Here is a 13,551-nt window from a genome sequence, read left to right on the forward strand (position 1 = left end):
CCTAATTGCTTCCAATCGATTCATATAAAAGATTATGTTATCACAACCAATAAGTGTTCAATTTAGCCTAGACGAAAAACGTCAGGTAACTCTTGGAACAGGTAAATTAGCTCGTCAAGCAGACGGAGCAGTAACTGTTCAACAAGGGAACTGTATTATCATGGCTACAGTAGTAGCTAATAAAGACCCTAAAGATGGGCAAGATTTCTTCCCTTTAAGCGTAGACTATCAAGAAAAATTTGCTTCTGCAGGACGTGTTCCAGGATCATTTTTTAAAAGAGAAGCTCGATTAAACGATTATGAAATATTAACCAGTCGTTTAATAGACCGCGCATTAAGACCATTGTTTCCTGAAGATTATTTATGTGATGTTCAAGTTCTAGTGAGTCTTATTTCTAGCGATGCAGATATTTTACCTGATTCATTAGCTTGCTTAGCTGCATCAGCTGCATTGGCTGTTTCAGATATTCCAATTAAAGAAATTATTTCTGAAGTAAGAATTGCCAGAGTAAACGGTCAGTTCATTATTAACCCAACCAGAACTGAACTAGCTAATTCAGACTTAGAATTTTTAATTGCCGCTACCGAGAAGAATTTGATGATGGTAGAAGGGGAAGCAAAAGAATGTGCTGAAGCAGATTTAGTTAAAGCACTAGAAATAGCGCACGATGCTATTCGAATTCAAATTAAAGCACAAGCAGAGTTAAGAGCGAAGGCTGGTGTTACAACTAAGCGCGATTATAAGAAACCAGAACAAGATGAGCAAATCAAGGAATTGGTTTACAATTTTGCAAAGGGTCGTGTTTATGAAATTTCTAGAAAGGGTTCTGCTAAGCATGAGCGCTCTGATGCATACAGTGCATTAAAAGACGAAATCATGGCTAGTTTGCCTGAAGACGTTACCGATTTGCAGAAAAAATTAGCAAAGAAATACTACGAAGATCTTAAGTGGGAAGTAGTTAGAAATATGATATTAGAAGATCGTATTAGATTAGACGGACGTAAATTAGACGAGGTAAGACCATTGGCAATGGAAGTGGAACCACTTCCCACTCCACACGGTTCTGCTTTATTCACAAGAGGTGAAACTCAATCACTTACAACGGTTACTTTCGGAACTAAATTAGATGAGTTATTGTCTGAAACAGCTGCAAAATCTGAATATTCTAAATTCTTCTTACACTATAATTTCCCACCGTTTTCTACAGGTGAAGTTAAAATGATGCGCGGTGTAGGTAGAAGAGAAGTAGGTCATGGTAATTTAGCTCAGCGTTCTTTAAAACAAATGATGCCATCTTCTACAGAGTTTGCTTACACAGTTAGAATTGTGAGTGATATTTTAGAAAGTAATGGTTCATCCTCAATGGCTACCGTTTGTGCTGGTTCATTGGCTTTAATGGATGCAGGAGTTCCTGTTCCAAAGCATGTAAGTGGTGTTGCAATGGGTTTAATTACGCGTGAAGACGGTAAATATGCAATCCTGACCGATATCTTAGGTGATGAAGATCATTTAGGCGATATGGATTTTAAAGTTACCGGAACCAGAGATGGAATCTGTGGCGTGCAAATGGATATTAAAGTAGATGGTCTTAGCATGGAAGTGATGATGGAAGCTTTATCACAAGCACGTGCTGGTAGATTACATATTTTAGATGCCATGTACGATTGCATTCCATCACATAGAGCAGAAGTGAAACCACATGCTCCAAGAATGGTTAAGTTAATAATTGACAAAGAGTTCATTGGTGCTGTAATAGGACCAGGTGGAAAAGTGATTCAAGAAATTCAGCGTGAAACTGGAGCTACTGTAAATATTGAAGAAGTAGGTAATACTGGAGAAGTAAGCATTTTCTCAGCTTCAAAAGAAAGCTTGGATAAGGCAGTGAATTGGGTTCGCAGTATTACTGCTGTTCCTGAAGTGGGAGATGTTTACGAAGGTCCTATCAAAGGGATTAAAGAGTTTGGTGCATTTGTAGAATTTATGCCAGGCAAGCAGGGTTTATTGCATATCAGCGAAATTAGCTGGAGCCGTCTTGAGTCTATGGATGGATTGTTTAAAGAAGGCGATATGGTAAAAGTTAAATTGGTTGGTCTTGATCCAAAGACTGGTAAATTTAAATTAAGCCGTAAAGCATTAATGCCAAGACCAGAACAAAAACCTAGAGAAAATAATCCTACTAATGAAGGATAAACTTTAAGTATATTTTGTAATTCAATGGCCCGATTACGGGCCATTGATATTTTAAATAACAGCTATGACGCAACAATACCAAGAAGTGATTATTCCAATTAGCAATCAGCCAGAAGAGCTGTCTGAAATATTGATTGCTCAATTAGCAGAAATAGGATATGATGGGTTCTTAGAAGAAACCCATCAACTAAAAGCCTATATTTCTGCAGATGAATTTAATCAACAGGCGCTTACCAACTTACTAACTCCATATGAGTTAGTTGCAAGTATTAATACTATAGAAAAACAGAACTGGAATATATTGTGGGAGTCTAATTTTAGTCCAATGCAGGTAGACCAGTTTGTTGGTGTAAGGGCTTCATTTCACGAACCCATTAAAGGAGTAAAACATGAATTAATTATTACACCTAAAATGAGTTTTGGCACAGGGCATCATGGAACTACCTATTCTGTTATGAAATTGATGGAGCCCATCAACTTTAAAGCAAAAAAAGTTTTTGATTTTGGAACTGGAACAGGAATTCTGGCCATTTTAGCTGAAAAGCTTGGAGCTGCGCTAGTGATGGGAGTAGACAACGACCCATGGTGTATTGAGAACGCAGGAGAAAATGTGCAGGTAAATAATTGTAAAAATATTCATCTTGCATTGTCTGATACCATTGCTATCACCAACCAATATGATATTGTGATTGCAAATATTAACCGACATATTCTAGAAGCTAATATGTTATTGTTTCCACAAATAATTAACCAAGATGGAATTTTGATATTAAGTGGGCTTTTAATTAGCGATGAACTAGATATGATTGAATTGTGTAAGAAACATGGTTTTAAACATGAACAAACAATGACCAAAGATGGGTGGGTAGCCATACAATTTTCGGTTAAATAGGTTCGTTTTTGTGTTAAGAAATTATTAACTTAGATAATTGTTTATCTTTGTGCCCCCAATAAATACGTACATGAACGAAGTTATATTGATTTTGTTGGCTTATTTAATAGGTTCTGTGCCAACAGCCGTTTGGATTAGCAAGTATTTTTTCAAAATTGACATAAGAGATTATGGTAGTGGCAATGCTGGTGCTACCAATACATTTAGGGTACTCGGTTCTAAATGGGGAACTTTTGTAATGATGGTAGATGTGCTAAAAGGAATCATTGCAACTTCATTATATATTTTACTACCTTATTATTTAACCGACGAGTGGGATAGAACCAATTTTATGATTGGATTGGGGCTGGCTGCAGTGCTAGGTCATATATTTCCAATTTGGGCAGGGTTCAGAGGCGGAAAGGGCGTTGCCACTCTATTAGGAATGGCCGTTGCCATTCAACCATTAGTGGCACTCTGTTGTGTAGGTGTATTTTTAATCGTATTATATTTAACCAGATTTGTATCACTAAGCTCCATTTTAGCTGGTGTTTCATTCATGGTATTTATTCTATTCATTTTTAATGAGAAAGAAACATTATATCGCATTTTTGCGGTATTGGTTGCTTTAATGGTGATACTGACCCATCAAAAAAACATTGGAAGAATTTTAAAAGGTACAGAGAGTAAAATCCCTTTATTTAGATCAAGGGATAAGGAAAGACGTAGAAAGTAATTGTTGTTGTACTTAAATTTTTACATGAAAAAGATTATTCAATCGGTAACGTTTGTAGCAATCATTGTTGTAGCCATTGCTTGTCAAAGAAATGCCATCACAGGTAGAAAGCAATTGACTTTGGTTCCAGAATCTGAAGCCCAATCATTGGCAGTGAGTCAATACAGATCATTTTTAAATACCAATAAAGTTGTTTCCGGAACTGCGGAAGCTGTTATGGTGAAACGGGTAGGAGACCGGATTGTAACGGCAATAAAAAAATATTATCAGCAAAAGGGTTTATCTAATGAATTAGAAGGATATACCTGGGATATAAATTTGGTAAGCGACAAGCAAATGAATGCTTGGTGCATGCCTGGCGGAAAAATCGTGGTTTATACAGGTATATTGCCCGTTACCCAAAATGAAGCAGGGTTGGCTGTGGTAATGGGTCATGAAATTGCTCATGCGTTGGCTAGACATGGAAGTGAAAGGATGAGTCAAGGTTTACTACAACAAGGATTAGGGGCAGGAATGTCTATTGCATTGTCTAATAAGCCACAATTAACCCAAGATATTTTTAATGCATCTTATGGAATTGCATCCGGCACTGTTATGCCAGCATTTAGTAGAAGTAATGAATTAGAAGCCGACCGATTTGGATTAATGTTTTCTGCTTTAGCCGGTTTTGATCCTAGAGAAGCTTTATCCTTTTGGAAAAGAATGTCTGCTGTAGCAGGTGGTGGAAATACCAATTCGATATTGAGTACGCACCCAAGTGATGCGGAAAGAATGGCTGCCCTTGAAAAAATTATGGCCAGTACCATTCAGAATTACTATAAAAAGTCATAACAATTTTTTAACTTTGCAACTTTAATTGCATTTATAAAACTCCTTTAAGGCATGTCGAATCAAACGCTACTCGAAAAACTTCAATTAAAGGACGAGAAGAATCTCCTTATTCAGGGTTTACCTTCTTCAGTAGAAAAACAGTTTGCCAAACTAACATATGCTAAGAATATTACCCCCTTGTTAAGGAGTAAGAAAGTTGATTTCGCGTTGGTTTTTGCATTGAGTGAACAGCAATTAAAAAACTTATTAAAAGAAGTGATTCCTGCTTTGCATAATGAAAGCAAATTATGGATTGCTTACCCTAAAAAGACCAGTAAAATTGCCAGCGACTTAAATAGAGACTGTAGCTGGGAATGTTTAACTGCTCAAAATTTCGAGTGTGTTCGTCAAGTTGCACTAGACCATGTTTGGAGTGCTATGCGTTTTAAGAAGACCGACCAAATACCCAATAAAGAAAGAAATTTTTCAGAAGCCAAGCTGGCAGTGAATGGAGTAGATTTTGAAAAAAGATTGGTTAAAGCACCAGTTGAATTGGATCGATTATTTACTACCCACGAAGAAGCCAAAGAGTTCTTTACTTCCCTTTCTTTCACGAATCAAAAAGAGTATGTTACTTGGATTGAAGGTGCAAAAAAAGAAGAGACCAGAAAAAGAAGGCTTGAAACTGCATTAGAAAAATTATTAGCAGGTAAAAGCAATCCTTCTGAAAAGTAAATGGAGCTTATTGTTTAGCTTCCAATTCCATTACTTGTTCAAAAACTTGTTCATATTCTTTATTTAGAGCACTAATTTTATCTTTTACCGTTTTGTAAGTGATTTCCAATTCAGCAAACTGATGCTTATTGGTATAAGTAGCAGGGTTCCCCATTTCTACTTCAATTTTCTTTTGCTCATCTTGAGCTTTGCTTAAAGATTCTTCAATTTGACTTAATCTTCTTTGTTGCTTTTGAAGTTCCTTTTGCAATTCTTTATTAATTGGTTGTGCGTTTTTAACAACTGGTTCAGCTGCCTTAACTGGTTCTTTTTTAACAACAGGTTTGGCTAATTCTTTATTCTCCCCAACATTGGCTTTTCGTTGCTTTTCCATTCGTTCGTTCCACTCAACCCATTCTTGGTAAGTACCTTTGAATTCTTTTATCTGATGATCAACAATTTCCCATATTTTGTTGGCGGTTTTAGAAATAAAATAACGGTCGTGGCTTACCAAAATATAAGAACCCTCATATTTGTTTAATGCCTCGGCTAATAACTCTACCGAATGCATATCTAAGTGGTTAGTAGGTTCATCCAATATTAAAAAGTTACCTCTACTTACAATGGTTTTGGCCAATGCAACCCTGGCTTTTTCGCCCCCACTTAATACCCGTATTTTTTTATCAACGTCTTCACCACTAAATAAAAATGAACCCAATAAACTTCTTAGTTCAACATCATTTTTTTTGCTACCACAACTTTGCAACTCTTCAAGAATATTATTGGTCATGGTGAGTGCTTCTAGTTGGTGCTGTGCATAAAAACTTTCTTCTACGTTGTGCCCCCATATTCTTTCACCACTAAATTGCTCAGTTCCAGCAATCATTCTTAAAAGGGTAGACTTACCCTTACCGTTTGCTCCAATCAGGGCAATTTTATCACCTCTTTCAATTTCTGCAGATGCATTTTCTACAATAGTAAGATTGCCAAAACTCTTGGTTACTTCTTTAAGTGTCACCAATATTTTACCTGGCACTTTTTCTAATTGAAAATTGATGCGCATATTGGGTCTTTCCAATTGAACGTCTTCAATTTTGTCTAACTTATCTAATCTTTTTTGAACACTCTGCGCTTGAGCTGCTTTACTTGCTTTTGCTTTAAATCGTTCTATGAATCTTTCCTGCTGACGAATATAATCTTGTTGATTTTCAAATGCCTTTTGCTGCATTTCAATTCTTATTTCCTTCTCTGTTTCATAAAACTCATAATTGCCGGAATAAATATGTAGTTCTTGTTGATAAAGTTCTACAATTTTATTTACCATTCTATTCAGAAAGAATTTGTCGTGACTCACTATTACCACGCTTCCTTTGTAATGAATTAAGTACTTCTCTAGCCATTCAATGGAGGGTAAATCTAAGTGGTTGGTGGGTTCATCCATCAACAATACATCGGGCTGTTGCAAAATCATTTTTGCCAATAAAACCCGCATTCTCCAACCTCCACTAAATTGTTTGTAAGGCTTAACCAAGTCTTCATTAGAAAAACCTAAGCCATGTAATACCTCTTCCGCTTTATGATGAATATTATACCCATCTAAAACATCTAATTCATGCAAACTATCGGTGTACTTAATTAATAAGTCTTCGTCTTCAGGATTTTTCTCTAATTCAATTCCCAGTTGCTCAATTTCTTTTTCTACAGCTCTAACTCTTTCAAAAGCACCTAATGCTACTTCAGTAATATTTTCATTGGTGTCAAAACTCAATAGGTCTTGGTGTAAATAGCCAATAGTTGTTTCCCTGCTTTTTTCAACAGTACCTTTTGATGGGGTATATTCACCTACTAATACCTTTAATAAGGTAGACTTTCCTGTTCCATTATAACCCACTAATCCTATTCTATCTCCGGGTTGAATATGCCAGGTAGCATCTGCTACTATTACTCTTGCACCAAATTCGAATGTTACATTTTGAAATCCAATCAGCATTGCAGGTCTTTATTTTGCGTGCAAAGGTAATTGGAAAGGGCTCCCAAATGAAATTGCTTTAAATTTGTTTGAAAATAAGCGTAAATGAAAAATTTCGGTTTAGGTCTCTTACTGGTTCTATTTGCTGCATGTGGCGAAAACCTACTAAAAGAAGAAAAAGTATCAATTGTATATAATAATACTAAGGAAAGTGCCAATTCTGATGTTTTCAATAGCCAGTTCAGCCTTTTCTTACATAGTTATTACAATTTAAAAGATGCATTTATTAATGAGCAAATAACCGCAATTGATGCTGCTGCCGATAGTTTGACCAAATTAATTGTAGTAATTCCAATTAAACAAGTAAAATCGGATTCTACACAAAAAGCTGCCCAACTACTCATTGAATCCATTCTTGCTGAATTAAAGGGATTAAAAGGAGAGACAGATATAGAAGAAAAGCGCAAAGCTTTTCAAATGATTGGAGAACAACTATTGGTATTAATTCAAACAGTGCAGTACGATTACGAAATTATTTACAACCAATATTGCCCAATGGCCATGGAAAACAATGGAGCAACCTGGTTAAGCAATTCTGCCGATATACAAAATCCATACTTACCCAAAACCATGTTGGAATGTGGCGAAGTAAAAGACACTTTAAACTTTTTTCTAAAATAGTATTGTTACGAACCATTCAAACATCCAATTGTTAAATCACTATGAGAAAATGGTATCTGTTAGCTTTCCTTCTGCATTGGGTATTGGTTGGATTAGGGCAAGAAAAAGTAACCTTGAATGGATATATCAAAGATGGGCTTTCGGGCGAGACCCTTATTGGGGCTAATATTGTAGTAAAGGGGTCGGGAAAAACAGTTACTAGTAACAATTTTGGCTTCTTCTCTATCACTTTAACCAAAGGTAAGTACCAATTAACCTGCAGTTATATTGGTTATCAAACCAAAGAATTAGACCTAGACTTAATTAATAATACCGAGCAACTCATTCAATTATTACCCAACTCGGCAATAGTATTGCAAGATGTAACCGTTAGTGCAAGAAGAAGGGACAATAATGTGAAGACGGCTCAAATGGGCAAAATGGAATTGTCTGTTAACACCGCAAAAGCATTACCTGCTTTTTTGGGTGAAGTAGATATTTTAAAAACCTTACAACTCATGCCAGGTGTAAGAAACGCTGGTGAAGGAAATGCGGGCTTTTATGTAAGAGGAGGTGGCCCTGATCAAAACTTAATTTTATTAGACGATGCGGTTGTTTACAATACAGGGCATCTCTTCGGATTCTTTTCAGTGTTTAATTCAGATGCCATTAAAAATGTAAGCTTAATAAAAGGAGGCATGCCTGCACAATATGGTGGAAGATTATCCTCTGTAGTAGACATTGCCATGAAAGAAGGGAATAACAATAAAACCCAAGTAGATGCAGGTATTGGTTTGATTGCTTCTAGATTCTCCATTCAAGGGCCTATAAAAAGCAAAAAGTCTTCTTTTATTGTTTCAGCTAGAAGAACTTATATAGACGCCATTACTAAACCATTAATTAGTAAGTCGAGCGATTTTTATGGGTCAGGTTATTATTTCTACGATTTGAATGCGAAGATGAACTTTCAAATTTCAGAGAAAGATCATTTGTACATTAGTGGATATTTTGGAAGAGATAAATTCAATTTCAATAATGCAGCACGATCATTTAAAACATTAATTGATTGGGGTAACGCTACTTCTACCGTACGATGGAACCATGTTTTCAATAAAAAATTATTTTCAAACACTACATTGGTTTACAACGACTACCACTTTAATTTAAATGGGGCGCAAAACGATTTCAATATCAATCTTTCTTCTGGAATTAGAGATTTAACTGCTAAAACAGATTTTGATTATTATGCAAGCCCCGAGCATAAATTAAAGTTTGGCGTACAATTTACTCACCACACATTCTTACCCAATATTGTTAGCGGAAACCAAGACAGTGTAGTTTTTACCCCCAATAATGCAAGTAAGAAATTTGCAAGGGAATGGGCGGTCTATTTACAAGACGATTGGGAAATCAATTCAAAGCTTAAATTGAATCTTGGCTTGAGGTACAGTTTATTTCAACAGACGGGCAAGTATACCAATTATACAAGAGATAATAATGGTAATAAGTTAGATAGTACGGTATATGGTTCGGGGCAAATAGTTCAGCAATATGGGGGATTAGAGCCACGAGCAACCTTAAGGTATACACTGGACGAAACAAGTTCACTAAAAGCAGGGGTCACGAGAAACTTACAATATATTCATCTTGTTACGAATGCTGGGTCTTCATTGCCCACTGATCTTTGGGTGCCTAGCACACTTCGAGTGAAGCCACAGTTAAGTTGGCAGTATGCTGCCGGTTATTTCAAAAATTTTAATAATGGGATGTTTGAAACTTCATTAGAGGTATACTATAAAACAATGGAAAATCAGATTGAATATAGAGAAGGATATACGCCTTCTTTAAAAGATCCTGAAGAAGAATTTGTTTTTGGGAGAGGTTGGAGTTATGGTGCAGAATTTTTTATTAATAAGGTGAAGGGCAGGTTAACTGGATGGATAGGATACACTTTGGGTTGGACTTGGAGAAAATTTCCTGATTTAAACCAAGGACAAAAATATCCAAGTAGATACGATAGAAGACATGACCTTTCTGTTGTGGCCAATTATACAATTAATGACAAGTGGAAAATAGCTGGGGTATTTGTTTATGGAACAGGTAATGCTATTTCAGTGCCAGAGCGATTCTATTTTATAGGAGGGGTGCTGTCTCAACAATATAGTGGAATTAATGCTTATAGAATGCGGGCATACCATCGGATGGATATTGCAGCAACGTATACGCCTAAGCCTAAAAAAGAAAGAAAGTACACTACCAATTGGGTATTTAGTTTATACAATGCTTACAGCAGGGCCAATCCTTATTTTTTATATTTTGATCAAGAGGGATCTGCTGCTAATGGCACACTAAATGTATCTGCAAAACAAGTTTCCTTGTTTCCGGTTTTACCTTCGGTTACTTGGAACCTGAAATTTTAGTGCTTGGGAATAAATTCAATCACTACTTTGGCGTTCCTACTTTCATTAGAAGTTAAGAATACTTCATATCTTTTTTTACCGGCAGTAATTACCATCAAAGCAGTATTGGGTGGTATTTCTCCTAAGTTCTCGGCAACCACCACTAACTCGTGTAAATTATCTTCAGTGCTGCATTTAATCTTAATAGAAATGGGGTTAAAAGCTAGTCTTCCGTGTTTAATAATTTGCTTATTGTTGTGAAATACACTAATGGTATCATTGTCAATAGTTCCATTGTCAAATAAGTCTACTTGAATGTTTTCTTCGTCTACTATAATGGTTTTAACCAATTTATTTTCTCTCTCTTGTAATACTTTTGGAACTGGGAGAGCTCTTTTTTCTCTTCCCTGAGTTTCAACATGTTCTCTTTTTATATACGGTTGAACAGGTGGCTCTTCAACTTTAGTATTGTTTTGTTCTTGTACCAGATCTTTTGTAGAAGGTTTGGTAGGTTTAATATTGGGTACTTTCGGTGTTATTTTATTTGCAAGCGCTTGGGGCTTGTTGGTGATGGATGGTTTAGGGTTAGGTGCAATTGGCTTGGTTACTTTTTTGGTTGCCGATTTGTTGGGAGAACTATTTTTCTTAGATAAGAAAGCTTCTTTTTCAAAATCAGAATCTGGAACTCGTTCTAAGTAAATTTTACCATTTCCGCAATCGCCCTTGTCTTTTATATTTATTGAAATAAATGTGCCTTGTAACACTTCTAGCTTTCCCATTTTAGAATAATCTAAATAACAGGTCATTAAGCAAGGTTCGCTTTTATCTCCAATTTTAAGATCAATTAAGCTGTTCTCTTTTAGGATGATGGTTTTAGTTTTTACATTGTAAATACCTTGAAAAGAGGCTTTTCCATAAAATACAGTACTCTTGTAGGAATAAGTAACACCTTTCAATCCATTGTTGGGTTGCTGGTCAATTTGAATTTCATACTTATACATTTCTTCCTGAATGCCTTCCCGGTATAGCCCATTACTAGAACTAAAATAGCCCCTCCAGATGCCCGTAATTTTTTGAGCAGATGAGCAAAGCGAAAGCATTAAAAAAGCAGATAGCGTAAAAACCAACCTCATTTAGCAAATTTACATGGTACACCTGATAAAAAACAGTTAAGGTTTTGTTCAATACGGCTGCCTATTTGCTACCTTTGCATTCAGAAATTAAAGATTGAAACAATTTATGATTAGTATTAGTTTTCCGGATGGAGCAGTACGCCAGTTCGAACAAGGAGTGTCGGCAATGGATATTGCAAAATCAATTAGCGAAGGGTTGGCCAGAAAAGTGTTGGTGGCAAGTGTTAATAATAAAGTAGTAGATGCCAGCTTGCCTATAACGGAAGACGCAACGGTTAAATTTTTGACTTGGGATGATGATGCGGGAAAAAATACTTTTTGGCACTCTTCTGCACACTTAATGGCAGAAGCAGTGGAATCTATTTTTCCAGGGGTTAAGTTTTGGGTAGGACCAGCTTTAGATAAAGGGTTTTACTATGATATAGATTTAGCTGATAAAAAAATTACAGAAGACGATTTATTAACTATAGAGAAAAAGATGATTGAGTTGGCTAAAAAGAATAGCCAATATATAAGAGAACAAAAAGCGAAAGCAGAAGCTATAGCCTACTTTACAGAAAAAGGAGATGAATATAAATTAGACTTATTGGCTAATTTAACAGACGGTGAAATCAGCTTTTATACACAAGGTCAATTCACCGATTTATGTAGAGGGCCACATATTCCACATACCGGATTCATTAAGTCTATTAAGCTAACCAGTATTGCTGGCGCTTATTGGAAGGGAGATGAAAAGAATAAAATGTTAACCAGAATTTATGGTGTAACATTCCCTACACAAAAAGAGATGGATGAGTATTTGCTAATGTTAGAAGAGGCAAAAAAAAGAGACCATCGTAAACTAGGAAGAGAATTAAGTATTTTCACCATGGACGATGATGTGGGTCCAGGCTTGCCTTTATGGATGCCAAACGGAACGGTGATTATTGAAGAGTTAGAAAAATTAGCAAAAGAAACAGAAGAAGCAGCTGGATATAAGCGTGTGGTAACGCCACATATAGCTAAGGAAAGCATGTATTTAACAAGTGGGCATTTGCCTTATTATGCAGATAGTATGTTTCCACCTATGGAATTAGATGGAACCAAGTACTATTTAAAAGCAATGAACTGCCCGCATCACCATAAAATTTTTGGAGCTGAGCCTAAAAGTTATAAAGATTTACCATACCGAATTGCAGAGTATGGAACATGTTATAGATATGAGCAAAGCGGTGAGTTGTTTGGATTAATGCGCGTAAGATGTTTGCATATGAATGATGCGCATATCTATTGTAATAGGGAACAATTTGCACAAGAGTTTAAGGCGGTGAACGAAATGTACCTTAAATATTTTGGCATATTTGGCATAGATAAATATGTAATGAGATTGAGTTTGCACGATCCTGCTAAATTAGGCCAGAAATATGTGAATGAGCCTGAGCTGTGGAAGGAAACTGAAGATATGGTTCGCAAAGTTTTAGTTGAAACCAATACTCCATTTGTTGAAGTGCAAGACGAAGCTGCGTTTTATGGACCAAAAATAGATGTGCAAATTTGGAGCACAATTGGAAAAGAATTTACGTTGGCTACCAATCAAGTTGATTTCAACTCAGGAAGAAAATTCGAATTAGCCTACACCAATCAACACAACGAAGCAGAAATTCCATTGATTATTCATAGAGCACCTTTGGGAACGCATGAAAGGTTTATTGGGTTTTTATTGGAACATTATGCAGGTAAGTTTCCGGTATGGTTGGCTCCGTTGCAGGCTAAAATTCTTCCTATTAGTGATAAGTTCATGGGTTATGCGCAGGAAGTTTATAAGGCGTTGAAGAAAGCAGGGGTAAGGGTAGAAATAGATGACAGAAGCGAAAAAATAGGTAAAAAAATCAGAGATACCGAATTGATGAAAGTCCCTTATATGCTGGTTATTGGAGAAAAAGAAATGAATGAAGGTCAGCTGGCAATTCGTAGGCAAGGTAAGGGTGATATGGGTACTGTTGCATTGAATTCATTTATTGAAACAATTAAAGAGGAAATCCTAGAACGTAAATCCGGCGATTAGTAAGGAATATGGTATATCTTTATC

The 13,551-nt window shown here is 36.1% G+C and carries 10 protein-coding genes; 8 read left to right on the forward strand and 2 right to left on the reverse strand.

Features of this window, described 5'->3' with window-relative positions:
* The first annotated feature begins 34 nt into the window (after positions 1 to 34).
* From pnp to Q8S25_RS07800, 5 genes are all read left to right on the forward strand, one after another.
* Positions 35 to 2,191 carry a polyribonucleotide nucleotidyltransferase gene (gene pnp, locus Q8S25_RS07780; protein WP_305536477.1) on the forward strand — a complete coding sequence of 719 codons (2,157 nt, stop codon included), beginning with the start codon at positions 35 to 37 and terminating at the stop codon, positions 2,189 to 2,191.
* A gap of 64 nt (positions 2,192 to 2,255) precedes the next feature.
* A complete protein-coding gene (prmA, locus tag Q8S25_RS07785; protein WP_305536479.1) occupies positions 2,256 to 3,083 on the forward strand; it encodes a 50S ribosomal protein L11 methyltransferase in 828 nt (275 codons plus the stop codon).
* Positions 3,084 to 3,153: 70 nt separating this feature from the next.
* The gene (gene plsY, locus Q8S25_RS07790; RefSeq protein ID WP_295236877.1) at positions 3,154 to 3,798 is read left to right on the forward strand and encodes a glycerol-3-phosphate 1-O-acyltransferase PlsY; all 645 of its coding nucleotides are present in this window, start codon (positions 3,154 to 3,156) and stop codon (positions 3,796 to 3,798) included.
* 24 nt (positions 3,799 to 3,822) lie between these two features.
* Positions 3,823 to 4,629, forward strand: coding sequence for a M48 family metallopeptidase (locus Q8S25_RS07795; RefSeq protein ID WP_305536481.1), 807 nt, complete (start codon positions 3,823 to 3,825; stop codon positions 4,627 to 4,629).
* A 51-nt stretch (positions 4,630 to 4,680) separates the two neighbouring features.
* Positions 4,681 to 5,343, forward strand: coding sequence for a YdeI/OmpD-associated family protein (locus tag Q8S25_RS07800; RefSeq protein ID WP_295185392.1), 663 nt, complete (start codon positions 4,681 to 4,683; stop codon positions 5,341 to 5,343).
* Between the two features lie 7 nt (positions 5,344 to 5,350).
* Here Q8S25_RS07800 and Q8S25_RS07805 read toward each other — a convergent pair whose 3' ends face one another.
* Positions 5,351 to 7,312 (reverse strand): ABC-F family ATP-binding cassette domain-containing protein, encoded by a 1,962-nt coding sequence (locus tag Q8S25_RS07805; protein ID WP_305536483.1) that lies wholly within the window; start codon positions 7,310 to 7,312, stop codon positions 5,351 to 5,353.
* 84 nt (positions 7,313 to 7,396) lie between these two features.
* Here Q8S25_RS07805 and Q8S25_RS07810 point away from each other — a divergent pair, with 84 nt between their 5' ends.
* Together Q8S25_RS07810 and Q8S25_RS07815 are read left to right on the forward strand one after the other, a co-directional pair.
* Positions 7,397 to 7,972, forward strand: coding sequence for a DUF3347 domain-containing protein (locus Q8S25_RS07810; protein WP_305536485.1), 576 nt, complete (start codon positions 7,397 to 7,399; stop codon positions 7,970 to 7,972).
* A gap of 41 nt (positions 7,973 to 8,013) precedes the next feature.
* Positions 8,014 to 10,371 (forward strand): TonB-dependent receptor, encoded by a 2,358-nt coding sequence (locus Q8S25_RS07815; RefSeq protein ID WP_305536487.1) that lies wholly within the window; start codon positions 8,014 to 8,016, stop codon positions 10,369 to 10,371.
* Here Q8S25_RS07815 and Q8S25_RS07820 read toward each other — a convergent pair.
* Complete coding sequence (locus Q8S25_RS07820; RefSeq protein WP_305536489.1) at positions 10,368 to 11,483, reverse strand: hypothetical protein; 1,116 nt, start codon at positions 11,481 to 11,483, stop codon at positions 10,368 to 10,370. The genes Q8S25_RS07815 and Q8S25_RS07820 overlap by 4 nt on opposite strands.
* Before the next feature lie 106 nt (positions 11,484 to 11,589).
* Between Q8S25_RS07820 and thrS the strand changes: the two genes are divergently transcribed.
* Positions 11,590 to 13,527, forward strand: a complete 1,938-nt coding sequence (thrS, locus tag Q8S25_RS07825; RefSeq protein ID WP_305536491.1) for a threonine--tRNA ligase — start codon at positions 11,590 to 11,592, stop codon at positions 13,525 to 13,527.
* Positions 13,528 to 13,551 lie beyond the last annotated feature (24 nt).

The sequence above is a fragment of the Sediminibacterium sp. genome (assembly GCF_030695065.1).
GTDB lineage: Bacteria > Bacteroidota > Bacteroidia > Chitinophagales > Chitinophagaceae > Sediminibacterium.

Coding starts and splice junctions, on each gene's coding strand:
- plsY (WP_295236877.1), top strand. CDS start 3,154: ATGAACGAAGTTATATTGATTTTGTTGGCTTATTTAATAGGTTCTGTG.
- thrS (WP_305536491.1), top strand. CDS start 11,590: ATGATTAGTATTAGTTTTCCGGATGGAGCAGTACGCCAGTTCGAACAA.
- Q8S25_RS07805 (WP_305536483.1), bottom strand. CDS start 7,312: ATGCTGATTGGATTTCAAAATGTAACATTCGAATTTGGTGCAAGAGTA.
- Q8S25_RS07800 (WP_295185392.1), top strand. CDS start 4,681: ATGTCGAATCAAACGCTACTCGAAAAACTTCAATTAAAGGACGAGAAG.
- Q8S25_RS07795 (WP_305536481.1), top strand. CDS start 3,823: ATGAAAAAGATTATTCAATCGGTAACGTTTGTAGCAATCATTGTTGTA.
- prmA (WP_305536479.1), top strand. CDS start 2,256: ATGACGCAACAATACCAAGAAGTGATTATTCCAATTAGCAATCAGCCA.
- Q8S25_RS07815 (WP_305536487.1), top strand. CDS start 8,014: ATGAGAAAATGGTATCTGTTAGCTTTCCTTCTGCATTGGGTATTGGTT.
- Q8S25_RS07820 (WP_305536489.1), bottom strand. CDS start 11,483: ATGAGGTTGGTTTTTACGCTATCTGCTTTTTTAATGCTTTCGCTTTGC.
- pnp (WP_305536477.1), top strand. CDS start 35: ATGTTATCACAACCAATAAGTGTTCAATTTAGCCTAGACGAAAAACGT.
- Q8S25_RS07810 (WP_305536485.1), top strand. CDS start 7,397: ATGAAAAATTTCGGTTTAGGTCTCTTACTGGTTCTATTTGCTGCATGT.